A 26,950-nucleotide genomic window follows, 5' to 3' on the forward strand; every position below is an offset into this window, starting at 1 on the left:
AAGCTTCGCGAGCAAGCCCGCTCCCACGTTGGAATGCATTTCAAATGTGGGCGCGGGCTTGCTCGCGAATGGCCGCACCGCCGATCCTGGATCAATCCTCAAACCGGATCGGACACTGCTGCGGCCCTTCGAGCTTGCGCAACTCCTCCACCACCTGCGGCCGCGCACCGCGCAACGTCAGGCTGCGATTGTGCCGCAATAAACGCCGCGCCTCCTGATGCAGCATCTCCACCCCTGAATAATCGATGAAGTTGATCTGCTGCGCCTCAATCACCACCCGCGTGCCGTGCATGCGTTGCAATCGCACTTGCAGGTAATGGCTAGCGCCGAAAAAAATCGAGCCGCCAACCCGCAGCACGTCGTCCTCACCATCGCGAAAATGCTGCACCCGTGGTTGTGAAGTGCGCTTGAGATAGAAGAACAGCGATGCGAGTACCCCGGCGTAAATCGCCGTCTGCAATTCCAGCAACAACGTGGCGAGACAGGTCAGGGCCATGACCACGAACTCGGCGCGGCTGACCCGCAGCAATGACCGAATGCCGCGATGATCCACCAGTCCCCAGGCGATCAACAAAATGCTGCCGGCCATGGCTGGAATGGGAATCTGCGCGATCAGCCCTGCCCCGAAAATCGCAAACAGCGCCACCCAGATCGCCGAAAACACTCCGGCCAGCGGCGAGCAGGCGCCCGCCTCGTAACTGAGGCCCGAGCGGGTAAACGACCCGGCCGACAGCGAGCCGGAAAAGAACGCCCCGACGATATTGGATAAACCCTGTGCCCGAACCTCTTGATTGGCGTCGAGCAGTTGTTGCGAGCGCGCGGCAATCGAGCGGGCAATCGACAGGCTGGTGACCAGCCCGAGCATGCCCACCGCGACAGCGCTCGGCAGCAGGCGCAGGATCAGGTCCAGATCCAGCGGCAAGCCACTGAACGGCGGCAGACGCCCGATAAAAGCGCTGACCCGGTGCACATGCCCGAACATTGCCGGCCACAGCCAAACCAGCAAGCTGGCCAGTACCAGCGTGATCAACAGCGTCGGCCAGCGTGGCAGCAATTGTTTCAACACCACGCCGACCGCGACCGTGGCCACGCCAAGCACCAGCGAAGGATTATCCACAGCCCTGAGGTGTTGCAGCAGATCCATCAAACTGGCCAGCGCCGTGGCTTTGGCCGGCAGATCCAGCCCCAACAGATTGGGCAACTGGCCGATGGCAATCACCACCGCCGCCCCCAGGGTGAAACCGAGTACTACCGAATGCGAGACGAAGTTCACCAGTGCGCCAAAGCGCAGCAAACCGATCAGCCATTGGAAAACCCCGGCCAGAAAGGTCAGCAGCAGAATCAGGGTGATGTAGTCCTGTGACGCTGGCACGGCCAATGGACTGACGCTGGCAAACAGCACAATCGAAATCGCCGCCGTTGGCCCGCAGATCAGATGCCACGACGAACCCCACATGCAGGCGATCAACACCGGGATGATCGCCGCGTAGAGACCGTATTCGGGTGGGAGTCCGGCGATCAGCGCGTAGGCAATCGACTGGGGTAACGCGAGAATTGCACCGCTGAGGCCGACGATCAGGTCCCGTCCGACGCTGGCGCGGGTTTGCCGGGGCAGCCAGGTGAGGAAGGGCAAAAGTGAGCGGCGAGTGGGGAAGGCCATGGGTCCTCGCGGTTTGGGGTTTGCGCAAGAGTAACAGGGTAAAACGTGCGGGAGCGTGCCCTCTGGTGAATGCGGTGGGTCATTCGACAAAGACACCGCAATCGCGAGCAAGCCCGCTCCCACGGGGTGAGACGACTGCCTCTAGTGAATCAGAGCCTGGCTTTTACCGCCGGCAAGGCAGCCTTCCCATCCAGCGTCTTCACGCCGTCCAGCCACTTGTCCAGCACCGCCGGATTCGCCTTGATCCAGGCCTTCACCGCCTCAGCATTGCTGACCTTCTTGTTGGTCACCTCAGCCATGATGCTGTTCTCCATCTCCTGAGTGAACGAAAGATTGGTCAGCAATTTACCCACATTCGGACACGCCTCGGCGTAGCCCTTGCGCGTCAACGTAAACACGCTGCCGGTGTCGCCAAAGTACTTTTCGCCACCCTTGAGGTAATGCATTTTCAACTGCACGTTCATCGGGTGCGGGGTCCAGCCGAGGAAGGTGACGAACTTCTGTTTCTTCACCGCCCGCGACACTTCGGCGAGCATTGCCTGTTCGCTGGACTCGATGAGCTTCCACTGGCCCAGGTCGAAGTCATTTTTCTTGATGATTTCCTGCAGCGAGATGTTCGCGGGTGCGCCCGAACCGATGCCGTAGATTTTCTTGCCGAACTTGTCGGCGAATGTATTCAGATCCGCGAAGTTATGCACACCCGCGTCCCAGACGTAATCCGGCACGGCGAGGGTGAATTCGGTGCCGTCGAGGTTCTTCGCCAGTTGTGTCACGTCACCGGTGGCGATGAACTTGTCGTAGAAGCCCTGCTGCGCCGGCATCCAGTTGCCCATGAACACATCCACCTGGCCATCCTTCAGGCCGCCGAAAGTAATCGGTACCGCGAGGGTGTCGACCTTGGCCTTGTAGCCCATGCCGTCCAGCAGAAAACCGGTGATGGCGTTGGTCGCGGCGATGTCGCTCCAGCCAGGATCGGCCATTTTCACCGTCTCGCAATTTTGCTCGGCAAATGCCGAGGCGCTGCCCAGAGCCAGCAGGCTGACCGTCAGTACTGTGGATAACTTGCGCATGGACTTCCCCTTAACGTTATTGGTTTTGGCAGGGTTGTGGATAACGTGCTTTGCGTTCCAGATCATCGAGGTCGATATGGTTGCGCATGTACTGCTGACTGGCATCCACCAGCGGCTGGTGATCCCAGCTCTTCAGTTTGCCGACGGTCAATGCATCGGCGACAAAACGGCGGCGACGCTGGCTCGCGAGGACAGCCCGGTGAATGGCGGGGATGTCCCACTTGGCCCGTGCCTCGGCGAGAAAATCGTCGAATAGCTGACGATGCTGTGGCGATTGGCTGAGTTCTTCCAACTCGCGCGGATCGTTGCCTACGTCGAAGAGTAGGCAAGGGTCGCTTTCACTGTAGATAAATTTCCAGGCGCCACGGCGGATCATCATCAGCGGACTGATGGTGCCTTCGGCCATGTATTCGCCAAATACCTCGTCATGGCCGCCCTGCCCTTGCAGGTGTGGCACCAGCGAGCGGCCATCCAGCGGCAGGCCCGGCTCCAGGGTGCCGCCGGCCAGTTCGACGAAGGTTGGCAACAGGTCTGCGGTCGATACGGCAGCGCTGATGCGCCCGGCCTCGAACTGGCCAGGCGCACTGATCAACAGGGGCACGCGGGCGGCCATTTCGTACCAGTGCATTTTGTACCAGAGGCCTTTCTCGCCCAGCATGTCGCCGTGGTCGCCGGAGAAGACGATGATCGTTTCGTCCATCAGCCCTGTGTCTTCAAGGGTTTGCAGGAGTTTGCCGACGTTGGCGTCGATATAACTGCAAGCGCCGAAGTAGGCACGCCGAGCATCGCGAATCTTATCCACAGGCAGCGGCTTGTCCCACAGGTCGTAAACCTTGAGCAGGCGCTGCGAGTGCGGGTCGAGTGAATGTTGATCCGGCGTTGTCGGAAGCGGGATATCGCCATCGTCGTACAAATCCCAGAAGGCCTTGGGAATCGTGTACGGATCGTGTGGGTGAGTCATCGACACCGTCAGGCAAAACGGCTGATCGCCGTCCTCGCGAATGTGATCGAAAAGATATTGCTGGGCCTTGAACACCACTTCTTCGTCAAAATCGAGTTGGTTGGTGCGCACGCAGGGCCCGGCTTGCAGCACCGAAGACATGTTGTGATACCAGGTCGGCCGCACGTCAGGCTCATCCCAGTTCACCGACCAACCGTAATCGGCCGGATAAATATCACTGGTCAGGCGTTCTTCGTAGCCGTGCAACTGATCGGGGCCACAGAAATGCATCTTGCCCGACAGCGCGGTGCGGTAGCCGAGACGGCGAAGGTAGTGGGCGTAGGTCGGAATGTCGGCGGGGAAATCGGCGGCGTTATCGTAAGCACCGATTTTGCTCGGCAATTGACCGCTGACCAGAGTGAAACGCGACGGCGCGCACAATGGGCTGTTGCAGTAAGCGGCGTCGAACACCACGCCTTGGGCGGCGAGGCGCGAAAGATTCGGCAGTTTGATTGGCGAAGGGCCGTAGAACGGCAACATTGGCGCGGCCATCTGATCGGCCATGATGAAAAGAATATTCTTGCGCTTCATGTGATCGCGGCATTCCATAGTGAATATTTATGCGACATTGCTGCGATCAAGCTTGGAGTCCATGCTCTATCGGGTAAAGCCCATGCCGGGCAATGACTGGGATAAGCTCTGCTTATGTATGAAGCGTTAGGCGATCTGTCTCTCGACCTGTTGCGTGCCTTCGATGCCGCCGCGCGCCATCGCAGCTTTACTGCGGCAGCGGTTGAGTTGGGCACCACGCAACCGGCCATCAGCCAACAGATCAAACGACTGGAGGAGCAGCTCGGTACGCGCCTGTTTGATCGCATCTACCGGGGCATCGAACTGACTGAGGTCGGCATGATCCTGTTCGAGCAAGTTAGCCTTGGTTTGCAGAATATCGACGCAGGATTGAGCGCGATCAGCACACAGCAGCAACACGAGGTGCTGCAGGTCGCCACCGATTTCGCCTTCGCCGCCTATTGGCTGATGCCGCGTCTGCACCGCTTCCACGAAGCCAATCCCCACGTCGATGTCAGCCTGGTCACCAGCGAACGTAACCACAACATGCTGCGCACCGACATCGACGTGGCGATCCTGTTTGGCGACGGCCGCTTTAAACAGGGCGAGAGCCATTGGCTGTTCAGCGAAGAAGTGTTCCCGGTGTGCAGTCCACTATTGCTCAAGGATCGCCCGGCGCCCTTGCCTGCTCAGGCGTTGCTGGAATTGCCCCTGCTGCACTTGCGCGGTGAAAACAGCAGCAACTGGTTTGACTGGAGTGGTTTGTTTCGCCAATTGGGCATCACCACGCCGCCGGCACCGGGGCAGCTGCGTTTCGACAATTACACGCTGTTGATTCAAGCGGCGATTGGCGGGCAAGGCGTGGCGATTGGCTGGCGGCACCTTGTGGATAACTTGCTGACTCAGGGTTTGCTCTGTCGCCCGATTGCCGAAACGACGCTGTCACGGCTGGGCTATTACGTCGTTCTGCCGCAACGCAAACGGCGGGGGGCGCTGATTCAACTGTTTGTTGACTGGTTGATGGAGGAACAGGCCAGCAGTGCAGAATCGCTCAATGGACTCGCACTGCCGTCCATTGCCATCTAGAACCTATTGGCCGGTCGCCACAAAATTCACATGCTGCCCGACATGCAGATTCAAGCGCAGCTCATCGGCAATCCCCACCGCGACCCGGTTCAAACGCTCCAGCGGTTCGGTTAGCCCCGGCTCCAGATGGCCTCCAACCTGGCTGAAATGCTCAACGGTCAGCCCCGCGACGCCATGGGGCGCATTGACCAATGTCCATTGCAACGGACTGCTTTGCAGGGCCTCACGGATTTCTTCAGCGGCGTGGCGTTGCAGGCGATCGTCGAGGTCCGGTTCGTCGAGCACGGCGAAATCGCCCACCAGAAACAGCCGCGAAACATTGGCCAATTGCAGGCCATCGACCAGCGCGTCGACCGCGAGCACCTGTTCCACCGGCCCAAGCACGATGGACCTTTCGACGTGATCGCTGCTCAACGGCAGGCCCGGCGCATCCAGCAGGCAAATCACCGCCGAGCTTCCCGCAACGCTTTGATTGACCCGCTCGGCATCGAACAGATCGCCACTTTTTGTACGCAACCCCGGACGCGGCGCGAGCGCCGTCAAATCGTCGAGAATGGCGATGACTTCATGCTGACGACGCAGCAACTCAGCCATCAACGCACCGCCCAGGCTGGCCATGGCACCATAGAGCACCACTTTAACCGCTGGGGTTTCGGCATTTTTCATGGCTGATCCCTTTTCTTGTCCCTTCTATGGCGTGTGACATGCGGGCAACGCCGAGGGTTCGAACCGATTTGCGAGGGCTTCAGATGCAACCGATCAAGGGCTACCACGCCCACGTCTATTTCGACGCCGCCTCCATCGACCAGGCACGCGCGTTATGCGAGCAAGCCGCTACGTTGTTTCCATTGAAAATGGGCCGCGTCCACGAACGCCCGGTCGGCCCGCACCCCGACTGGAGTTGCCAGTTGGCCTTCGGCCCGGAGCTGATCGGTGAAGTACTGCCCTGGCTGGCGCTCAATCGCAAAGGCTTGGTGGTGTTTTTGCACCCGGACACGGGCGATGATTTGCTTGATCACACCGAGCATGCGATCTGGATGGGCGCCATGAGGCCGCTGAATCTGGCTGTTTTTTGATGACGTCCGCCGCATTCGGCGGGCCGGTTGACCGTTCACTCAAAGCTTTCACCCACGAAAGCTGGCTGAAAGCTTCCCCCATTAGGATCGCCCCCACTGCCGGCAACAGACCGGTTGGCCAATCCGTGTGATACCCGCACGAACGGCCCAATTAACAACAACAATGGTGATTCTGATGTCCTCTGTAGCCCGCCTCCGCGCTGTCACTCCGTCCGTACGTCTCGTGCTGCCCGCTCTGCGCTGATCCCGCCCGATCCGCTCATTCCATTAGCCGCGCTACGCCCGGAGTATTCCCATGCTGACTTTCCTTGGCTTTGCCATGGTCATCACGTTCATGTTCCTGATCATGACCAAGCGCCTGTCCGCGCTGATTGCGCTGATCATCATCCCGATCCTGTTTGCCCTGTTCGGTGGTTTTGCGCCGAAGATCGGTCCGATGATGCTCGAAGGCATCACCAAGCTTGCGCCGACCGGCGTGATGCTGATGTTCGCCATTCTCTATTTCGCCCTGATGATCGACTCCGGTCTGTTCGACCCGGCCGTGCGCAAGATCCTCAAACTGGTCAAGGGTGACCCGCTGAAAGTTTCGGTCGGCACCGCCGTACTGGCGCTCGTCGTTTCCCTCGACGGTGACGGCGCGACCACTTACATGATCTGCGTGGCCGCCATGCTGCCGCTGTACAGCCGCATCGGCATGAGCCCGCGAATCATGGCCGGCCTGATCATCCTGGCCGGTGGCGTGATGAACATGACGCCATGGGGCGGCCCGACCGCCCGTGCTGCCAGTGCGTTGCACGTCGACCCTTCGGACATCTTCGTGCCGATGATTCCGGCCATGGCGGCCGGTGTGGTGGCGATTCTGCTCATTGCCTATTTCTACGGCAAACGTGAGCGAGCGCGTCTGGGTGAGTTGCACCTGATCGACGATGAGATCGATCACAGCGAAATCAGCGTTTCGCAGTTCCCGGACGCCCGTCGTCCGAAGCTGATCTGGTTCAACGGCGCCCTGACCTTCGGCCTGATGTGCACCCTGATCGCTGGCCTGTTGCCGCTGCCGGTGTTGTTCATGGTGGCGTTCAGTATTGCCATGATCGTCAACTATCCTTGCCTGCAAATGCAGAAGGACCGCGTCGCGGCTCACGCCGGCAGTGTGCTGGCAGTGGTCGGGCTGATCTTTGCGGCGGGTATCTTCACCGGTATCCTGTCGGGCACCGGCATGGTTGATGCGATGTCCAAGAGCCTGCTGGCGGTGATCCCGGATTTCCTCGGTCCTTACCTGGCGGTGATCACGGCACTGGTGAGCATGCCGTTCACGTTCTTCATGTCCAACGACGCGTTCTACTATGGCGTGTTGCCGGTGATGGCCGAAGCCGCCAGTCACTACGGCATCACCGCCGTGGAAATGGCCCGGGCCTCGATCGTCGGTCAGCCCGTTCACTTGCTCAGCCCGCTGGTGCCATCGACCTATCTGTTGGTGGCCCTGGCCGGGATTGATTTTGGCGACCACCAGCGGTTCACCCTCAAATGGGCGATCCTGGTTTGTATCTGCATTCTGATTGCTGCACTGCTGCTCGGGACTTTCCCGGTGTTCAGCACTCTATAAGCCCAAGACTCACCGTTTGCGGTCCTGGCTTCGTGGTTTGAAGCCAGGACCTTTTTCGGTTTAACACACGCTCAAAGGAATACACATGGATTGGCTGACCAACCCCGAAATCTGGGTTGCCTTCTTTACCCTGACCGCCCTGGAAATTGTCCTGGGTATCGATAACATCATCATGATTTCGATCCTGGTCAGCCGCATGCCCAAACACATGCAGCCGCGCACCCGGATCTTCGGTCTTGGCTTGGCCATGATCACGCGGATCCTGTTGCTGCTGTCGATCACTTGGGTCATGCGCCTCACCGCCGACCTGTTCGAAGTGTTCGGCCAGGGCATCTCCGGGCGTGACCTGATCCTGTTCTTCGGCGGGCTGTTCCTGCTGTGGAAAAGCTCGCAGGAGATGTACCACGCGCTGGAAGGTGAAGACGAAAGCGGCGACGAGCCTTCGGGCAAGGGCGGTAACTTTCTCTACACCATTATTCAGATCGCGATCATCGACATCGTCTTCTCGCTGGACTCGGTGATCACCGCGGTCGGCATGGTGTCCCATGTGCCAGTGATGGTGGCGGCGATCATCGTCGCGGTGCTGGTGATGATGGCGGCGTCGGGCAAGATCAGCGAATTCATCGACAAACATCCGTCGCTGAAGATGCTCGCGCTGTCGTTCCTGTTGGTGGTCGGTACGGTACTGATCGCTGAATCGTTCGACGTGCACGTACCCAAAGGTTACGTCTACTTCGCCATGGCGTTCTCGCTGGCGGTGGAAGCGATCAACATCAAACTGCGCGGCGCGATGGCCAAAAAGAAGCAGCAAGATCCGGTGAAACTGCGCAAGGACATTCCGGGGCAGTAACCCGCTAGTCCAGCAACACGCAACACCCCTTGTGGGAGCGGGCTTGCTCGCGAATGCAGTCGATCAGCCAACATTTTTGTCGACTGATACGCCGCCTTCGCGAGCAAACCCGCTCCCACAGTTGTTTTGTACGTTGGCTAACACTCACTCCAGCAGGGAGGTGCCGGTGAAGTGCTGTTCATGACACTTGTGTTTCAATCATGGTTTTAGCTGTGCAATGCTGGCGCCCAGACCGTTAGCCAACTACAGCTTAAGTATCAAAAACGTAGAAACCGCGCGGTACCGTCAATTTGCCTCTCTGGGGCGCTGCCATTACAGGGGGTCTGCATGCTCACCCTGCTCAATCTGCTTTCCGCCGTCGCCCTGCTGATCTGGGGCACGCACATCGTCCGAACCGGCATCCTGCGGGTGTATGGCACCCAACTGCGCCATGTCATCGGCCAGAACATGGCCAAGCGCTGGCTGGCCTTTGTTGCGGGCATCGTCGTCACGGCGATGGTGCAAAGCAGCAACGCCACGGCGATGCTCGTCACCTCTTTCGTCGGCCAAGGGCTGATGGCGCTGACGCCGGCGCTGGCGACCATGCTCGGCGCCGATGTCGGTACCGCGCTGATGGCGCGGGTGCTGACGTTCGACTTGTCTTGGCTGTCGCCATTGCTGATTTTTCTTGGGGTGATTTTCTTTCTGTCGCGCAAACAGACGCGGCTCGGGCAAATGGGCCGGGTCAGCATCGGTTTGGGGCTGATCATTCTCGCGCTGCAACTGATCGTCGAGGCTGCTGCACCGATCACCCACGCCCAAGGGGTGAAGGTGATTTTCGCTTCGCTGACCGGCGACATCCTCCTCGACGCCCTGGTCGGCGCGCTGTTTGCGATGATTTCCTACTCCAGCCTCGCCGCTGTGCTGCTGACCGCTACCTTGGCCGGCGCCGCCGTGATCAGTCTGCCGGTGGCGATTGGCCTGGTGATCGGTGCCAACATCGGCAGCGGCGTGCTGGCGTTCATGAGCACCAGCATGCAGAACGCCGCTGGCCGGCAAGTGGCGCTGGGCAGCCTGTTGTACAAACTGATCGGCCTGCTGCTGATCATCCCGGTGCTCGACCCGCTTGTGCATTGGATCGACAGTCTGGATTTCAGCCCGCAGGAAATGGTCATCGGCTTCCACCTGCTCTACAACACCGCACGCTGTCTGATCCTGCTGCCGAGTGTCGGGCCGATGGCGCGTTTGTGCGCCTGGCTGCTGCCGGAACGGCCTGAGGTCAACGGCACCGCCAAACCACGTCACCTTGACCCGACCGCGCTGGTCACGCCAAGCCTGGCCTTGGCCAACGCCGTGCGCGAAACCCTGCGCATGGGCGATCTGCTCGACAACATGCTCGACGCGACCCTCGATGTGTTGCGCGGCAAGCAAACGGCGATCACCCAGGACATGCGTCGGATGACCGATGACGTAGAGTCGCTGTACAGCGCGATCAAGCTGTACCTGGCGCAAATGCCCCGCGAGGATCTTGGCGAGCAGGACAGTCGGCGCTGGGCGGAGATCATTGAACTGGCGATCAACCTCAAACTGGCCTGTGACTTGATCGAGCGCATGCTGCGCAAGGTCCAGCAGCAGAAGACCTCGCAACGCCGTTCGTTTTCCGAGGAAGGGCTGGAGGACCTGGCCGGGCTTCAACAGCAACTGATCGCCAACTTGCGGTTGGGGTTGTCGGTGTTTCTCAGCGGCGACAAGGAAAGCGCTCGCCAGTTGCTGCGCGAGAAACGGCGCTTCCGCGCACAGGAACGCCGTTTGGCCCATGCCCACGTCAGTCGTTTGCAACGCAAGATCGTGCAGAGTATTGAAACCAGTTCGTTGCACCTGGAGCTGATTGCCGACATGAAACGGCTCAATTCGCTGTTTTGCAGCAGCGCTTATGTAGTGCTGGAAACGGCGGACATCGGGGCGCTGGCGGCGGATGAAATGGCCGACATTACGCATTCGCCTTGAACGTCTGCGGCTAAGGTCAGTCAGTAACTCAGCGTTCAGCCTCAGGGACGCCTTCGCGAGCTTGCTCGCAAAGGCCATCTGCCTGACGACACGGATCTCCAAATCAGCCGTACGGAAGCCTGTTATGCGTTGCCTGTTGTTCGCCTGTCTGTTGCTCGGTTCACTCCCTTCCTTGGCCCTGGATCGTTTTCAGGTCGAAGGTTATGCGCTGCCCAACGGTTTGCAGTTGTTGCTCAAACCCGGCACCGAGCGCGGGCATGTCGCGATCCGGCTGGTGGTCGGCGTCGGTCTTGATGATTTTGACTGCGATGAAAAAGAGCTGCCGCACCTGCTTGAACACTTGCTGTTCAGTGGCATTGACGCCACCGGCGAAGGTGGCCTCGAAGAGCGCATGCAGGCCCTGGGCGGTGACTGGAACGCCTTCACCAGCAATGCCGATACCACCTTCGTCATCGAAGCTCCGGCGAAAAACCAGCGCAAGGTACTCGACCTGCTGCTGGCGCTGCTGACACAGACCCGCATCGACGACAACGCGATCAACGCCGCCAAACGTGTGGTCGAGCGTGAGGACGGCGGCCACTACACGCGCCTGCGCCGCTTTCTCGACCGCCAGGATCTGGGGCACAGCGCGAGCAATCAATTGGCGGTGGAGCTGGGCCTTAAATGCCCGCAGCGCGCCGAAGTCGCACATCTGACCCAGGCGCAACTGGAGAAGGTGCGCAAAGCCTGGTACGCGCCGAACAACATGACCCTGATTGTCGTCGGCGAGCTCGACAAACTGCTGCCGGCCTATCTGGAGCGGACGTGGGGCGCGCTTGATGCGGTCGAGCCCAGTGAGCACCGGCCGTTGCCGGATATCCGCACCAGCGCCGCCCATGAGCGCACCCTCACGCGCGGTTTTATCGGCGACAGCGCCAAGTTGCACTGGTTGGTGCCGGAGCCGGTGCTGGACGGTCAGTACGACGAGACGTTCAACATCCTCAAGGACTACCTCGACTGGGCGCTGTACCGACAGATTCGTCTCAACCATGGTTTGTCTTATGGGCCGTGGGCCGAGCGCGAAGTGTTTGGGGGCGTCGGGTTCATGAGCCTCAATGCTGACCTTGATCGCGATAACGTCGATGAAGCCATTGAGGTGCTGGAAGACATCAAGGCCGACCTGCTGAAAAACGGTCTCGATCCGGCCACCTTCGCCCGCATCAAACAGGCGGCCATCGCCCATCAGGCCTGGGCGGTGCAAGGCAACAGCGCGATGGCCGATTACTACTGGAGTGCGCTGGGCGACTACGAGGACGGCCGCTTCGCCAATCCCGCCCGCGAACTGCAAGGCGTGACGCTGGAAACGGCGAACAAGGCCATGCGCGAGTTGTTGCTGCAACCGGGGTATCTGCGTATCGAGAAGCCTTTGATCAGTGATGATCAGGTGTTGTGGCTGGCGGCGGGTGGACTGGGTGTGTTGCTGCTGATCCTGATCGTATGGCGCTTGCACCGCCGCAAATCCGCCGAACACTGAACCGGTGGGAGCGGGCTTGCTCGCGAACGCGGTGGGTCATGCAACAAATGCAGTGACGGATACGACGCCTTCGCGAGCAATCCCGCTCCCACAGGGGACTGTGGTGATTTTGCTGACCGGCAGCCTCGCCACACCGCTGTGCGAGCGGTACTCTGTCGAGGTTTTTTCCCACGACTGTTGCGAACCGCCCTCATGCCAAAACTGACCCTTCTGATCCAGCGCATTCTCGAACTGATGAAGCGCTATCCCGGGGTCATTGCGTTGGGTGGTTTCATCTCCGGGGTCGGCAGTTTCATTCTGGTCGACCGCCAGCAAGGGCTGGCGAGCTGGATCACCATCATCATGCTGCTGAGCTGGATCTGGCTGATGCTGGAAAACACCCTCACTGGCCTTTTTACGCGGATTTTCAAACGGGAAATCCCCCAGCCGCTGCTGCGTTACGCCACGCAGATGATTCACCAGGAAAGCCTGTTTTTCGTTCTGCCATTCTTCTTCATCACCACGACGTGGAACAGCAGCCAATTGATCTTCACCGGGCTGCTGAGCATCGCCGCGCTGATCTCCGTCATCGATCCGCTCTACTACAAATGGCTGGCGCCCCGGCGCTGGGCGTTTCTGGCGCTACACACCCTGACCCTGTTCGCGGCCCTCCTGACCGCACTGCCGGTGATCATGCACCTGACCACCTCGCAGAGCTTCAAATGGGCGCTGGGCATTGCCGTGCTGCTGTCGTTCCCGAGCCTGGCGTCGATCTTCCCGATCCGCACCGTGCGCAATGCGCTGGCGATCCTGTGCATCACCGTGGGTATCGGCGGTGTGGGTTGGGCGCTGCGCTCGTGGGTGCCGCCGGCAACGCTGTGGATGACTGACGTGGCGATCAGCACGCAGTTGCAGGATCGGACCCCCGGCGCGAGCCTCAAGCAAGTCAGCGCCGAGCAGATCCGTGGCGGTGGCCTCTACGCCTATACCGCGATCAACGCGCCACGCGGGCTCGATGAGCGGATTTATCACGTCTGGCAGTTCAACGGCAAAGAGGTCGACCGCATTGCTCTCGACATCCATGGCGGGCGTAAAGAAGGCTACCGGGCGTGGACGCACAAGCAGAATTTCCCCGGCAACCCGGCGGGCAAGTGGCAGGTACGGGTGCTGACCGAGGACGGCCAGGTGATCGGCGTGCTGCGCTTTGAAGTCACCGACAGCACAGCGATCAAAGAAAAGTAGTCGGGTTCGTGCTATTACGTATGCCAGCCTCATCAGCCGAAAAGCACGGAGTTTATGACCAGCAGCTCGACGACGGGCAGTGCCCAACTCGACACATCGACCACCCCTGCTCGCCTGCGAGTCAGCGGGGACTGGACGCTTGCCCATTACGCTGACCTCAAGCAACTGAGCGAAAAGCTCCACGGCCAATACGACGCCCATACGTCCATCGACCTGAATGACCTGGGCGCCCTCGATACCGCTGGCGCATCCTTGCTGGTCGAACTGCTCGGTTCCGAGCGCCTGGGCAAATCCGCTGAACATCCCGACTGTACGATTTCCCCGGCTGACCGCGCGTTGCTGCAGACGGTGTATCGCTCGCTGACCGATTTCTGCGTGCCGATCAAGGAGCCGGAAGTCAGCGTCAGCGTGCAACTGCTGACGCGCATCGGTCGCGCCGTGGAAACGGTCTGGCAGGACACCCTGCAAGTGCTGGGCTTCATCGGTCTGATTCTGGAAACCATCGCTCGCAGCGTGTTCCGCCCCAAGCGTTGGCGCATTACGCCAATCGTCGCGCACATCGAACAGACCGGCCTCGACGCTGCGCCGATCGTGGCGTTGCTGACCTTTCTGGTGGGCGCCGTGGTGGCTTTTCTTGGCGCGACGGTGCTGGCCAGTTTTGGGGCCAGTGTGTTCACCGTCGATCTGGTGGCGTTTTCATTTCTGCGTGAATTCGGCGTCTTGCTCACCGCGATTCTGATGGCCGGGCGCACCGCCAGCGCCTTCACCGCGCAAATCGGTTCGATGAAGGCCAACGAAGAGATCGATGCAATCCGCACACTTGGCCTTGACCCGATGGAACTGCTGGTGGTCCCACGGGTACTGGCGCTGCTGATCGCGCTGCCGATGCTGACGTTTCTGGCGATGCTCTGCGGGATCGTCGGCGGTGGCGTGGTCTGCGCGTTGTCGCTGGGAATTTCACCGGCGATGTTCCTCTCGCTGCTGCAATCGGACATCGGTGTTCAGCACTTTCTGGTGGGGTTGGTGAAAGCACCGGTCTTCGCCTTCCTGATCGCCGCGATTGGCTGTCTCGAAGGCTTCAAGGTCAGCGGCAGCGCCGAATCGGTCGGCGCCCACACCACGTCCGCCGTGGTGCAATCGATTTTCGTGGTGATCGTCCTCGATGCGGTGGCCGCGCTGTTCTTCATGGAGATGGGCTGGTGAGTCGTCCACCCTGCGCGCCCTCGGAGGCGGTGATCGAAGTCCGTGGCCTGTGCAACCGCTTTGGCAAGCAGAGCGTGCACGAAGGCCTCGACATGGATTTGTACAAAGGCGAAATCCTCGCCATGGTCGGCGGCTCTGGCAGCGGCAAATCGGTACTGCTGCGCAGTATCATCGGCCTGCGCCGGCCCAGCGAAGGCCGGGTGAACGTATTCGGCCAGAACCTGCCGAGCCTGTCCGGACATGAGCGCTCGCTGATCGAACGACGCTTCGGCGTGCTGTTTCAAAAAGGCGCACTGTTCTCCTCGTTGACGGTGACCGAGAACGTCGCTTTGCCCCTGATCGAGCATGCAGGGTTAAGCCGCAACGACGCCGAGCATCTGGCGGCGGTGAAACTGGCGCTGGCCGGGCTGCCGTTGTCGGCGGCGGACAAATACCCCGCGTCGCTGTCCGGCGGCATGATCAAGCGCGCGGCATTGGCCCGTGCATTGGCGCTGGATCCGGACATCCTGTTTCTCGACGAGCCCACCGCCGGTCTCGATCCGATCGGTGCGGCGGCGTTCGATCAACTGATCCTGACCCTGCGCGATGCGTTGGGCCTGAGTGTGTTTCTGGTCACCCACGACCTCGACACGCTCTACACCATCACCGACCGCGTGGCAGTGCTGGCGCAGAAGAAGGTGCTGGTCGCCGGTCCGATTGACGTCGTATCGGAAACCGATGACGCGTGGATTCACGAATATTTCCACGGCCCGCGCGGCCGCTCGGCGCTGGACGCCGCCAAACTGCTCAACGAGGTCTGATATGGAAACCCGAGCCCATCATGTGTTGATCGGCCTGTTCGCAGTGATTGTCGTGGCGGGCGCCCTGCTGTTCGGCCTGTGGCTGGCCAAGTCCAGTATCGATAGCGAGTTCAAGGATTACGAAGTCGTGTTCAACGAGGCGGTCAGCGGCCTGTCCAAGGGCAGCGCGGTGCAATACAGCGGGATCAAGGTCGGTGACGTGGTCAGCCTGCGTCTTGACCCCAAGGATCCCCGCCGGGTGTTGGCGCGGATTCGTCTGGGCGGTGACACTCCGATCAAGGAAGACACCCTGGCCAAACTGGCCCTGACCGGGATTACCGGCACCTCGATCATCCAACTCAGCGGCGGCACGCCAAACAGTCCGAGCCTACGGGGCCATGACGGCAAATTACCGATCATTGTCGCGTCGCCCTCGCCCATCTCGCGGTTGCTCAATGACAGCAACGACTTGATGAGCGGCGTCACCGCACTGCTGCAAAACGCCAACCAGATGTTCTCCGCCGAAAACGTCGAGCGCGTGAGCAAAACCCTCGCCCACCTGGAACAGACCACCGGCTCGATCAACGATCAGCGTGGCGACCTGCGCCAAGCCATGCAGCAACTGGCGACGGTCGGCAAACAGGCCGGCAGCATGCTCGAACAGACTTCGCTGCTGATGCGCAACGCCAACGGTTTGCTCAACGACCAGGGCAAGCAGGCGCTGGGCAGTGCCGAGCAGGCGATGAAGTCGCTGGAGCAAAGCAGCGCCACGATCAACGGCCTGCTGAGCAAGAACCAGAATGCCCTCGACAACGGCCTGCAGGGCCTCAATGGTCTGGCGCCGGCCATCCGTGAATTGCGAGAGACGCTGACCTCGCTGCGCGCCATCTCGCAACGTCTTGAGGCCAACCCCAGCGGTTACCTGCTGGGCAGTGACAAGAACAAGGAGTTCACGCCATGAAGCTGACTCGACTCGCCCTCTTCGCCGCCGGTTTTACCTTGATCGGCACGCTGATCGCGTCGTGCTCGATCCTGCCCCAGTCGCAGCCATCGGACGTTTATCGTCTGCCAGCCACGCAGGTGCCTGCGCCGGCCGGTTCAGCGGCCACTCAGCACTGGTCGCTGCGGCTCAACAAATGGCAGGCCAGTGAAGCGCTGAACCGGCCGAACATCGCCGTGATTCCACAGGGCAACATGATCAGCAGCTACAAGGCGTCACGCTGGAGCGACCCCGCACCGGTGCTGTTGCGCAATCGGCTGCTCGAAGGCTTTACGCGTGATGGCCGGGTGACGTTGCTGAGCACCGATGACAGCTACTTCCAGGCGGATCTGGAACTGGGGGGGAATTTGCAGGCGTTTCAGACTGAATATCAGGGCGATAAGGCCAGCGTTGTCGTGCGGGTCGATGCGTTGCTGGTGCGTGGCTATGACCAGCGCATTCTGGCCAGCCGCCGGTTTGAAGAGCGCCAGCCCCTGAGTGATGTGCAGGTGCCGGCGGTGGTCGCCGGGTTTGGTCTGGCCAGTGATCGCCTGACCGCGAAGGTTGTGGCGTGGGCGGTCGAGCAAGGCCAGCAGTTCGCGCCCTCACCCAGACTTTAACCTTATCCATAATCCCTGTAGGCGCGGGCTCGCTCGCGAAGGCGGTGTGTCAGGCAATGCATACGTCGCCTGACACGCCCTCTTCGCGCACCCACAGGGGGACTTGTGGCTAACCGAAGAACCAGTAGCAGACGCCAATGGCGCCGAGTACCCCGGCCAGTTCGGCCAACAGCGCGCAACCTACCGCATGCCGCGCCCGCTGAATCCCCACCGCGCCGAAATACACCGCCAGCACATAGAACGTCGTCTCGGTACTGCCCTGAAGCGTCGCCGCCACCAGCGCCGGGAAGCTGTCGACACCGGAAGTCTGCATGGTTTCGATCAGCATCGCCCGCGCCGCGCTGCCGGAGAATGGCTTGACCATCGCCGTGGGCAGCGCATCGACAAAGCGTGTGTCCCCTCCGGCCCATTCGACCAGATGACGGATCCCGTCGAGGCCAAAATCCAGCGCTCCGGACGCACGGAGCACGCCGACGGCGCAGAGCATGGCCACCAGATACGGCAGCAGGTTCTTCGCTACATCGAAGCCTTCCTTCGCGCCTTCAACGAATGCTTCGTAGACCTTCACCTTACGTAGAGCACCCATCACCAGAAACAGCATGATCAGACCAAACAGCGTGAGATTGCCGAGGATCGACGACAATCCCGCCAAAGCGGTGGCCGACATTGTCCCCAGCAATGCCATGAAGGCGCCGAGCATCAACGCGCCGGGAATCAGATAGGCCAGCACCACCGGATCCCAGATCCGCAAACGCTGCATGAACGCCACCGACAGAAAGCCGACAATCGTCGAGCAACTGGTCGCCAGCAAAATCGGCAGGAACACCAGCGTCGGGTCAGGCGCGCCTTGCTGGGCGCGGTACATGAAGATCGTCACCGGCAGCAGGGTCAGGGAGGAGGCGTTGAGCACCAGGAACAGGATCTGCGCGTTGCTGGCGACGGTGGCGCTGGGGTTGAGTTCCTGCAGTGCCTTCATGGCTTTCAGGCCGATGGGCGTGGCGGCGTTGTCCAGGCCCAAGCCATTGGCGGCGAAGTTCAGGGTGATCAGGCCCAGGGCGGGGTGACCGGGCGGGACTTCCGGCATCAGTCGCAGGAACAGCGGGCCCAATACCTTGGCCAGCCATTCAACAATGCCGGCCTTCTCGGCGATGCGCAGAAAACCCAGCCACAGGGTGAGGGTGCCGAACAGCAGCACCATGACTTCGACCGACAGCTTGGCCATGGCAAAAATGCTTTCCACCATCGCCGCGAAAATCCCGGCATTACCGCCAATCAGCCACTGCGCCAGCGCCGACACGGCTGCCACGACGAAGAAGCCAAGCCACAGGCCATTAAGCATCAGTCAAATCCCTCGGAAGATGCGGCGAATAATAGCGGGGTGGCCAGAAACGACAAACCCCGGATTTTGTCCGGGGTTTGTCTGTGCATCACTGGCGGGGGCAATGAATGCTTGGCTCTGACTCAAATCCCCTGTGTGAGCAAGCCCACTGGCACAAGCAGCCAATCCCCACAGGGTTCAGCAATCAGTTCTTGGAGATCTCGCCCGCGGGCAGTTTTTCCTTGCTGCGCCAGTGCGGCAGGGAGTTCCAGTAGCGCTCGCCCTTGGCATCGTCGTACATGCCTTCCCAGCGCGAGATGACCAACACCGCCAGGGCGTTGCCGATCACGTTCAGTGCGGTACGGGCCATGTCCATGATGCGGTCGACACCGGCGATAAACGCCAAGCCTTCCAGCGGAATACCCACGCTGCCCAGCGTCGCCAGCAGCACCACGAAGGACACGCCCGGTACGCCGGCGATGCCTTTGGAGGTGACCATCAGGGTCAGGACCAGCAGCAGTTGCTGGCTGATCGACAGATCGATGCCGTACAACTGGGCAATGAAGATCGCCGCGATGGACTGGTACAGGGTCGAACCGTCGAGGTTGAACGAGTAACCGGTCGGCACCACGAAGCTGCAGATGGCTTTCGGCGCGCCGTAGGCTTCCATTTTCTCGATCACGCGTGGCAGCACGGTTTCCGAGGAGGCGGTGGAGTAGGCCAGCACCAGCTCATCCTTGAAGATGCGCATCAGCTTGAGCACCGAGAAGCCGAACAGCCTGGCGATCAGGCCCAGTACCACGAAGGCAAAGAAGGCGATGGCGACGTAAACCAGGATCACCAGTTTGGCCAGCGGCAGCAGGGAGGCGAAACCGAAGTTGGCGACGGTCACCGCGATCAGTGCGAATACGCCGATCGGCGCGTAGTTCATGATCATGTGGGTGACTTTGAACATGCTTTCCGACACGCCCTGGAACATCTTCACCAGCGGTTCACGCAGGTCCGACTGCAGGCTCGACAGACCGAGACCGAACAACACGGAGAAGAAGATGATCGGCAGCATTTCGCCGCGGGCCATGGCCGCGAAGATATTCGACGGGATCAGGTTGAGGATGGTCTCGATGAACGCATGTTCATGTTGTACTTCGGCGGCGGTCGCCTGGTACTTCGAGATGTCGACCGTGCCCAGGGTACTCATGTCGATGCCGGTGCCCGGATGGAACACGTTGGCCAGCAGCAGGCCGACGACGATGGCGATGGTGGTGACGATTTCGAAGTAGACGATTGTCTTCAGGCCGATACGCCCAAGCTTCTTGGCGTCGCCCACGCCGGCGATGCCGACGATCAGGGAGGAGATGACGATCGGGATCACGATCATCTTGATCAGACGGATAAAGATATCGCCTGCCGGTTGCAGGACGTTACTGATCCACCAGGCCTTTTCGGCACTGAAGTGGTTGAGCAACGCACCAATTGCAATACCCAGAACCAGACCGATGAGGATCTGCCAGGCGAGGCTGATTTTTGCCTTCTTCATTATCTTTACCCTTACTTGCGTTTGACTCAGGCACATGCAGGAACTGGAACGCTCTTTAGCGGAAAAGTCTATGCATCTGCCTCCGTATAAGGTGCCCCGAAGCGCGTATTTACGGCTCTTCGGCAGGCGAAAAAAGGCGCAACTATTCCGATGCAAGGTTGCGCCGTCTAATGCCGTAAACGCCTACCCTATGCTGAATCGGCATGAGATTTTTTAATTGAAACTCGCGTCCCAATCGGTTCGATTACGCCATTTAAGCCAGCAAAAGTGCCGTGAACCGGCCATTTCGGCGTAAGGTGGGTTGTTTTTTGAACGAGGAATTTCGACGTAAAATTTCGGAAAAGGCCTACGTTACAAGACCAATAGTCCTACTGTTTAAACGGTATCTTTCTCGATATACGGTCGCCCGGAAACACCGCGTAATGTTTTCGCGCGCAGTGTGAGCGATAGACAAGATGAGCTGGGCGCTCTGGATCAATGTTTTGATGGTTTGAAAGCTCAGCGCAAGTCCGTCAAGCCACAGAGGGCTGGCGAACTTGCGGCGCAGCTTTTTTCCCCTGACCCGGCCCTCTCGCAGGCACTCCTTGTACCCGTAGGTCACTGCGACCCTGTAACAGTCAGAGCGTCCCGGCCCCTTGGTCATGCGCCGGCCCTCCTCGGGCAGGTGCAATAAAGAGCAGCGGGGGGTGCTGCCCTTATGTTCGAAACCTAATACCAGTTCGGATCTTTCTTCAGGGTTTCCATCAGCAGATCCTGCATGCCCTCGTCGGGATTGCCGAGGAAGCGGTAGGTGGCATGTCGCGTTGGCGACTTGTCGGCCGGCAGTCCTTCGGGCACATCGACGAGCATGGCGTAAGCGTCTTTCTTGTCGAAACTGAACGCGACGATCAAGCGGTGGTTCAGGCATTTGTCTGCGGATTCGCAGAGAGGCCCGACCAGATACTTGTCGCCATCTTCCGTCACGGCAGTCATCTGTTGGTCAGGCGTGCCAGAGAGGTTCATCACCCACTCCGGCAGGCGCTCTTCCTTCTTCACCACGCCTTCCCAGGTTTCCCTGTATTGCGCATCGGAGCTCAACAACTCGTTGGCCCTTGTCTGGCCATCATTGGCCGCCATCGCCATGGCACTACCGCCCAGAAGCAGGGCGGCTGCCAGTGTCTTAAACGCAAGCGCACTCATCGTTAACCTCGGCCGCGACGGCCAAAGAAGAAGGAAGCGATGAACATCACCAGGAACACGACAAAGAGGATCTTGGCGATACCCGTGGCGGTGCCCGCGATACCACCGAAGCCCAATACGGCGGCGATGATGGCAATGATCAAGAACGTAATTGCCCAACTCAACATGGTGATTCTCCTTACTTCTCTATTTAGGGATGTTGCGTGTTCCGGCGCGTTGCGCCCGAATCTGTTTAATCCGTCAGAAAACCCAACGTTCTTCGCGTGGCAACTCATTGAGTGGCTGCGCTTGATCGACGTCCATCATGCGCATCGAGGCGCTCTCGGCCTGGCTGCTGCTGACGGCGCTGAAGTGTTTCTGCGTGCTGTGCTGGATCGAGATCAGCGGCTCAGGCTTCTGGCTGTTTTCCCAGCGCAGGTATTGCTGGCACACGATCAACGTGATCAACAGCGCAAGTACGCCAAACAGGCCTTGCTGGAGATGCAGTGGCGAGATACGCACTTGGGCGGCACGTTGGCGAGTCATCCTGGGTTCCTCACGCTTGTTCGGTTGGGGCAGTTCTGATCTGCCCGGGATGAGTGAGGTATTGCAGCCTGCATGCCAGTTTTTTGAATGAAAAAAATACAATAAAATCAATAACTTAAATGTAGTCTGAAAATAATTGGAGACGCATCCTGCACGATGGGTCATCTGTGGTCGTGCGGATTGCACGATTATTTCGTAGGAGTTTTCATTCTTATTGAATTGAGAGCAGGTCGTGGATGTCAGAAAAGGACGCAGGGAACGCCCTGCAAATCGGTGATTGTTTAAAAATTCAACAAAATCAGTGGATTAGCCGTAAAGGCATGAGAGAGCTACCCTCCTATGGCTGGCATCGTTCAGAATCAACCATGCAACTTGCCCGATTTTTTCGGGACTAACTCAAGACCAATCACTATGGAGCGTAGGAAAAATGGAATCTGCCACTGAGCATCAAGGCCGCATTCTGCTGGTGGACGATGAGTCCGCCATCCTGCGCACCTTCCGTTATTGCCTCGAAGACGAAGGCTATACAGTGGCCACCGCCAACAGCGCGGCTCAGGCCGATGCATTGCTGCAGCGCCAGGTGTTCGACCTGTGTTTCCTTGATTTGCGTCTGGGCGAGGACAATGGCCTCGACGTGCTGGCGCAAATGCGCGTTCAGGCACCTTGGATGCGTGTGGTCATCGTCACCGCGCATTCCGCTGTCGATACGGCCGTTGATGCGATTCAGGCCGGTGCCGCCGATTATCTGGTGAAACCGTGCAGCCCTGACCAGTTGCGTCTGGCCACTGCCAAGCAACTGGAAGTGCGCCAACTCTCGGCACGTCTGGAAGCGCTCGAGGGCGAGATTCGCAAACCCAAGGATGGTCTCGACTCCCACAGCCCGGCGATGAAAGTCGTACTGGAGACCGCGCGTCAGGTGGCGGGCACCGACGCCAACATTCTTATTCTGGGTGAGTCCGGCACCGGTAAGGGGGAACTGGCCCGGGCGATCCATGGCTGGAGCAAGCGCGAGAAGAAATCCTGCGTGACCATCAACTGCCCGTCGCTGACGGCGGAATTGATGGAAAGCGAGCTGTTCGGTCACAGCCGTGGAGCCTTTACCGGGGCCAGCGAAAGTACCTTGGGTCGCGTGAACCAAGCCGACGGCGGTACGTTGTTTCTCGACGAAATCGGCGATTTTCCCCTGACGTTACAACCCAAGTTGCTGCGTTTCATTCAGGACAAGGAATACGAACGGGTAGGCGATCCGGTGACCCGACGCGCCGATGTGCGGATTTTGGCGGCGACCAACCTCAATCTTGAAGACATGGTGCGCGATGGCCGCTTCCGTGAAGACCTGTTGTATCGCCTCAACGTCATTACTCTGCATCTGCCGCCACTGCGCGAGCGTGCCGAAGACATCCTGACCCTGGCCGACCGTTTCCTTGCACGCTTCGTCAAAGAGTATGCGCGCCCCGCACGGGGGTTCAGCGATGAGGCCCGTGAGGCGCTGCTGGGCTATCGCTGGCCGGGCAACATTCGTGAACTGCGCAACGTGGTCGAGCGGGCGAGCATCATCTGCCCGCAGGAGCGTGTTGAAATCACTCACTTGGGTATGGCCGAACAACCCGCGAACAATGCGCCAAGGGTCGGCGCGGCGCTGAGCCTGGACGAGTTGGAAAAAGCCCACATTGGCGCGGTGCTGGCCACTGCCGGCACGCTGGATCAAGCGGCGAAAACCCTGGGCATCGACGCCTCTACCCTGTATCGCAAGCGCAAGCAGTACAACCTGTGAGTGCGCGACGATGAAACCGGCGGTGAAGTTGCGCACGCGTCTGTTCCTCAGTATTTCCGCGTTGATTACTGTGGCCTTGCTCGGGCTGCTGCTCGGGCTGGTCAGCGTGATGCAAATGGCCAGGACTCAGGAAGCGACGATTAGCAGCAACTTCTTGACCCTGGATCTGGGACTCAAACTGCGCCAGACCCTCGGCGACCAGTTGGTGCTTATGCTTGCGGAGAAGCCCGACCCTGCGGCGTTCGAGGCGTCCAGGCAGCGTTACCTGCAATTACTGGATGAAGGTATTGCGCAAGAAGTAGGAGGGGAGGCCAGAGAGTACGGCTTCAAACAGGCCAAGTCGGACTATCTGAGTTTTCTCAAGGCATTCGATCTGTCCCGCGACCCGACCAACGTGCTCAGTAACAATCGTGATCTTAGAGAGCGCTTCAACACGTTGCGCAACGGATTGATCACCGAGCACAAGCACGCGCTGGATAACGTCAACGCGGTGCAGCACGAGGCCCGTGACCGGGCACTTTTGATCGCTGGCCTGCTCGGGCTGGTGGGGCTGGCGGTGTTGATCATCGGTTTCGTGACTGCGCACGCAATTGCCCGGCGCATTGGTGCGCCCATCGAGGCATTGGCCAAAGCGGCTGACAATATAGGTCAGGGCAATTTTGAAGTGACCCTGCCGACATCGACAGCGATGGAAGTGAATCTGCTGTCCCGTCGTTTTGGCCTGATGGCGCAAGCGCTGCGCGAGCATCAGGCCACCAACGTCGACGAACTGTTGGCCGGCCAGCAACGGTTGCAGGCCGTACTCGACTGCATCGATGACGGATTGCTGATGATTGATCGTGACGGGCATCTAGAGCACCTCAATCCGGTCGCCCAGCGTCAATTGGGCTGGGACGATGACCGTCTGGGCCAAGGCTTGGCCAGCGCTCTTGAGCGGCCGGAACTGGATGCACAACTGCAACTGGTGTTGCGTGGTGGCACCCTGGAGCGAGCGCCGGAGGATTTGAGCATCGAGGTCGACGGCGAATCCCGCTTGCTGACGTATAGCCTGACGCCGGTCAGCCACACCCAGGGCCATATCCTCGGCGCAGTGATGGTGTTGCACGACGTCACCGAGCAACGGGCCTTCGAACGGGTGCGCAGCGAGTTTGTGCTGCGTGCCTCCCATGAGTTGCGCACCCCGGTCACCGGTATGCACATGGCGTTTGGTCTGTTCCGTGAGCGGGCGAAGTTTCCAGCAGAGTCTCGCGAAGCCGACCTGCTCGACACCGTCAACGAAGAAATGCAGCGCCTGATGCAGTTGATCAATGACTTGCTGAACTTCTCGCGTTACCAGAACGGTTTGCAGAAGCTGACGCTGGCGCCCTGTTCCATTGAGGATTTGCTGAGGCAGGCGCAGTTGCGGTTTGCCGAAACGGCAGCGGAAAAAGGCGTCTCATTGGAGGTGGAGGTGCAAGGGGTATTGCCGCATCTGCAGGCCGATCAGGCGCAACTGGATCGGGTGCTCGACAATCTGATCGACAATGCCCTGCGTCACACTGCTCGCGATGGCCAGATTCGCTTGCAGGCGCGCCGTCATGGCGAGCGTGTGATTATCAGCGTTGAAGACAATGGCGAAGGCATTGCCTACGGTCAACAGGGGCGGATCTTCGAACCGTTCGTGCAGGTCGGGCGCAAGAAGGGCGGCGCCGGGCTCGGATTGGCGCTGTGCAAGGAAATCGTTCAGTTGCATGGCGGGCGGATGGGGGTTTATTCGCGGCCGGGGCAGGGCACGCAGTTCTATATGGCGCTGGCGGTTTAGGCCTCGTCATCCATTCGGCGTCCTGCAAGGCGTCGCCCACGGGTGATCAGTTCAATGAACTGCACCGCGCTCAGCGCATGGGCGAACAGCCAGCCCTGACCGAACTTCACACCTTCGCTGCTGAGCAGTTCGGCTTGTGACTCAAGCTCGATCCCTTCGGCAATTACCTTCAAATCCAGTGCCTGGGCCATGTGAATGATGTGCGGCGCAACACCACTGCTGGCAGCGTCATGGCCGAGTGCATCGATGAAGGCCTTGTCGATCTTCAGGCAGTCCACCGGCAGGGTTTGCAGGTACGCGAGGCTGCAATAGCCGGTGCCGAAATCATCGATCAACACTTGATGGCCAACATTGCGCAACGCTTGCAGGTTTTCCCGCGCCACCACCACATCGATCAAACCGCGTTCGGTGACTTCGAAGGCAATCTGCCGCGCAGCGACCCGGTGCAGCGTCAACAGCCGCGCCATGACCTGACCGATGCGCGGCACCATCACGTCGCAGGCCGCGAGATTCACTGAGATGTACAACTGCGGGTTGGCGCGCAACACCGGCCCCAGTTGTTCGAGCAAGCGCTGGAGGACGAAGTCGGTCATCTGGCGGATCTGCCCGGTATTTTCCGCCATGGGGATAAACAGATCAGGGCTGGTTAACGTGCCGTCAGGGCGCCGCCAGCGCAGCAGGGCTTCGGCGCCAACGCAGTTGCGGCTGTCAAGGTCGAAGATCGGTTGATAGAGCACCTGCAACTCGCCCCGGCGGATGGCCCCGTGCAGTTCGGCGTCCAGCGACTGGCGCTGGCGCACCAGTAAAAACACAAAAAAACCCAAGAACGCACCCAGTAGCGCACAGGCTGGAATCATCCACCACCAGATGGCAGGGATGTGCAAGGCGCTCCTCGGCGTGATCAGCACCAGTTGGTATTGCGGATTGTCAGTGGGCATCCGGTAGATCAACCGGTTCTGGGTGATTTGCAAAACATCGCGGCTTTTTTTCGGCCAGGTTTCTGCGGGGGGCCAGGCCTGAGCCGTCCCCAGAACCGGGATCGCTCGGGTGCCATGATCCAGCACCACGAGCAAGCTGCTGCCGGGCGACAGGTCAACCATGTCCGTCAAATGTCCGCGCGAGGTCGCCACACGAAAATTGCCACGCCCGAGCATCAGCGCGGCACGGTTTTCATCGGGTTCGGTGGTGGTGTTCAGCCAATAGCTGTAGGTCGGGCCTTTGATGTCGGGAGGGCGCGCGACCGACAGGCCTTCCTGCCGTGGACGGTTGGAGCAGGTGCGCGTGGCGTCTTTGTAAGCGGCCTCGTAGACGAAGCGGTAGTTGAAGGTGACTTGCTGCAGCGTGGCGATCATTTCGTCATCGCAACGGCGCAACGGCTGGGCTTCCAGATCGTCGAGACTTTCGCGCAACTGGCCGAACAGTTGCTCGAGGCGTGCGAGAAAACGTTCGCCCTGAGCGTTCATTTCCTGGCTTTCACTTTGCTCGACATAGCGCGTGGCGATGAACATTGTGCCAGCGATCAACAGGCAGGTGCTGAGGACAGCCGCGATCATCGCCAAAAACCAAGGGCGATAAAACCAGCTACGCAGTGTCTCTCGGGTAGCAACCATCATGGAATATCCGAAGAGTTACCAATGAGTTATAGCTGCTGATTGCGCAT

The 26,950-nt window shown here is 59.8% G+C and carries 23 protein-coding genes; 13 read left to right on the top strand and 10 right to left on the bottom strand.

Annotated elements, in window-relative coordinates:
- Positions 1-91 precede the first annotated feature (91 nt).
- The 3 genes from AACY11_RS13685 to betC form a co-directional block, all read right to left on the bottom strand.
- The gene (locus tag AACY11_RS13685) at positions 92-1,660 is read right to left on the bottom strand and encodes a SulP family inorganic anion transporter (protein ID WP_339465401.1); all 1,569 of its coding nucleotides are present in this window, start codon (positions 1,658-1,660) and stop codon (positions 92-94) included.
- A gap of 149 nt (positions 1,661-1,809) precedes the next feature.
- Positions 1,810-2,730, bottom strand: coding sequence for a choline ABC transporter substrate-binding protein (choX, locus tag AACY11_RS13690; RefSeq protein ID WP_339432341.1), 921 nt, complete (start codon positions 2,728-2,730; stop codon positions 1,810-1,812).
- A 16-nt stretch (positions 2,731-2,746) separates the two neighbouring features.
- Positions 2,747-4,261 (bottom strand): choline-sulfatase, encoded by a 1,515-nt coding sequence (gene betC / locus AACY11_RS13695; RefSeq protein WP_339432342.1) that lies wholly within the window; start codon positions 4,259-4,261, stop codon positions 2,747-2,749.
- 114 nt (positions 4,262-4,375) lie between these two features.
- On the opposite strand from betC, the gene AACY11_RS13700 reads away from it, so the two are divergent.
- Positions 4,376-5,326, top strand: coding sequence for a choline sulfate utilization transcriptional regulator (locus AACY11_RS13700; protein ID WP_339432343.1), 951 nt, complete (start codon positions 4,376-4,378; stop codon positions 5,324-5,326).
- 3 nt (positions 5,327-5,329) lie between these two features.
- On the opposite strand, the gene AACY11_RS13705 is transcribed toward AACY11_RS13700, so the two are convergent.
- On the bottom strand, positions 5,330-5,992 hold the full coding sequence (locus tag AACY11_RS13705; protein ID WP_339432344.1) for an NAD(P)-dependent oxidoreductase: 663 nt from the start codon (positions 5,990-5,992) through the stop codon (positions 5,330-5,332).
- Positions 5,993-6,075: 83 nt separating this feature from the next.
- Between AACY11_RS13705 and AACY11_RS13710 the strand changes: the two genes are divergently transcribed.
- From AACY11_RS13710 to AACY11_RS13755, 10 genes are all read left to right on the top strand, one after another.
- Positions 6,076-6,402 carry a DOPA 4,5-dioxygenase family protein gene (locus AACY11_RS13710; protein ID WP_339432345.1) on the top strand — a complete coding sequence of 109 codons (327 nt, stop codon included), beginning with the start codon at positions 6,076-6,078 and terminating at the stop codon, positions 6,400-6,402.
- Positions 6,403-6,697: 295 nt separating this feature from the next.
- A complete protein-coding gene (locus AACY11_RS13715) occupies positions 6,698-8,005 on the top strand; it encodes a CitMHS family transporter (RefSeq protein ID WP_339465404.1) in 1,308 nt (435 codons plus the stop codon).
- An 85-nt stretch (positions 8,006-8,090) separates the two neighbouring features.
- Positions 8,091-8,855, top strand: a complete 765-nt coding sequence (locus tag AACY11_RS13720) for a TerC family protein (RefSeq protein WP_221732250.1) — start codon at positions 8,091-8,093, stop codon at positions 8,853-8,855.
- A 327-nt stretch (positions 8,856-9,182) separates the two neighbouring features.
- Positions 9,183-10,841, top strand: a complete 1,659-nt coding sequence (locus AACY11_RS13725; RefSeq protein ID WP_339432348.1) for a Na/Pi cotransporter family protein — start codon at positions 9,183-9,185, stop codon at positions 10,839-10,841.
- A gap of 124 nt (positions 10,842-10,965) precedes the next feature.
- Positions 10,966-12,354 (top strand): M16 family metallopeptidase, encoded by a 1,389-nt coding sequence (locus AACY11_RS13730; protein WP_339432349.1) that lies wholly within the window; start codon positions 10,966-10,968, stop codon positions 12,352-12,354.
- Between the two features lie 192 nt (positions 12,355-12,546).
- The gene (locus tag AACY11_RS13735) at positions 12,547-13,575 is read left to right on the top strand and encodes a DUF5924 family protein (protein WP_339432350.1); all 1,029 of its coding nucleotides are present in this window, start codon (positions 12,547-12,549) and stop codon (positions 13,573-13,575) included.
- Between the two features lie 54 nt (positions 13,576-13,629).
- The gene (locus AACY11_RS13740; RefSeq protein ID WP_339465405.1) at positions 13,630-14,778 is read left to right on the top strand and encodes an ABC transporter permease; all 1,149 of its coding nucleotides are present in this window, start codon (positions 13,630-13,632) and stop codon (positions 14,776-14,778) included.
- Positions 14,775-15,578 carry an ABC transporter ATP-binding protein gene (locus AACY11_RS13745; RefSeq protein ID WP_339432352.1) on the top strand — a complete coding sequence of 268 codons (804 nt, stop codon included), beginning with the start codon at positions 14,775-14,777 and terminating at the stop codon, positions 15,576-15,578. Before AACY11_RS13740 ends, AACY11_RS13745 begins: the two co-directional genes overlap by 4 nt.
- A gap of 1 nt (position 15,579) precedes the next feature.
- Complete coding sequence (locus tag AACY11_RS13750) at positions 15,580-16,518, top strand: MlaD family protein (RefSeq protein WP_339432353.1); 939 nt, start codon at positions 15,580-15,582, stop codon at positions 16,516-16,518.
- A complete protein-coding gene (locus AACY11_RS13755) occupies positions 16,515-17,156 on the top strand; it encodes an ABC-type transport auxiliary lipoprotein family protein (RefSeq protein ID WP_339432354.1) in 642 nt (213 codons plus the stop codon). Before AACY11_RS13750 ends, AACY11_RS13755 begins: the two co-directional genes overlap by 4 nt.
- A gap of 109 nt (positions 17,157-17,265) precedes the next feature.
- Here AACY11_RS13755 and AACY11_RS13760 read toward each other — a convergent pair whose 3' ends face one another.
- From AACY11_RS13760 to AACY11_RS13780, 5 genes are all read right to left on the bottom strand, one after another.
- The gene (locus AACY11_RS13760; protein WP_221732258.1) at positions 17,266-18,495 is read right to left on the bottom strand and encodes a nucleoside recognition domain-containing protein; all 1,230 of its coding nucleotides are present in this window, start codon (positions 18,493-18,495) and stop codon (positions 17,266-17,268) included.
- Between the two features lie 184 nt (positions 18,496-18,679).
- A complete protein-coding gene (gltP, locus tag AACY11_RS13765; protein WP_339432356.1) occupies positions 18,680-20,011 on the bottom strand; it encodes a glutamate/aspartate:proton symporter GltP in 1,332 nt (443 codons plus the stop codon).
- Positions 20,012-20,719: 708 nt separating this feature from the next.
- A complete protein-coding gene (locus AACY11_RS13770; protein WP_339465411.1) occupies positions 20,720-21,190 on the bottom strand; it encodes an inhibitor of vertebrate lysozyme family protein in 471 nt (156 codons plus the stop codon).
- Positions 21,191-21,192: 2 nt separating this feature from the next.
- A complete protein-coding gene (locus AACY11_RS13775) occupies positions 21,193-21,357 on the bottom strand; it encodes a DUF1328 domain-containing protein (protein ID WP_003177151.1) in 165 nt (54 codons plus the stop codon).
- A gap of 73 nt (positions 21,358-21,430) precedes the next feature.
- Positions 21,431-21,715, bottom strand: coding sequence for a hypothetical protein (locus AACY11_RS13780; protein WP_339432358.1), 285 nt, complete (start codon positions 21,713-21,715; stop codon positions 21,431-21,433).
- Between the two features lie 427 nt (positions 21,716-22,142).
- Here AACY11_RS13780 and algB point away from each other — a divergent pair, with 427 nt between their 5' ends.
- Together algB and AACY11_RS13790 are read left to right on the top strand one after the other, a co-directional pair.
- On the top strand, positions 22,143-23,489 hold the full coding sequence (gene algB, locus AACY11_RS13785; protein WP_047597026.1) for a sigma-54-dependent response regulator transcription factor AlgB: 1,347 nt from the start codon (positions 22,143-22,145) through the stop codon (positions 23,487-23,489).
- A gap of 10 nt (positions 23,490-23,499) precedes the next feature.
- Positions 23,500-25,290, top strand: coding sequence for a KinB sensor domain-containing domain (locus AACY11_RS13790; protein ID WP_339432360.1), 1,791 nt, complete (start codon positions 23,500-23,502; stop codon positions 25,288-25,290).
- On the opposite strand, the gene AACY11_RS13795 is transcribed toward AACY11_RS13790, so the two are convergent.
- Entirely contained in the window at positions 25,287-26,900 is a 1,614-nt protein-coding gene (locus AACY11_RS13795; protein ID WP_339432424.1) for an EAL domain-containing protein, read from the bottom strand. The genes AACY11_RS13790 and AACY11_RS13795 overlap by 4 nt on opposite strands.
- Between the last annotated feature and the right edge of the window lie 50 nt (positions 26,901-26,950).

Origin of the sequence: Pseudomonas sp. RA_105y_Pfl2_P56 (assembly GCF_963970845.1) — a bacterium.
GTDB classification, from domain to species: Bacteria; Pseudomonadota; Gammaproteobacteria; order Pseudomonadales; family Pseudomonadaceae; genus Aquipseudomonas; species Aquipseudomonas baetica_A.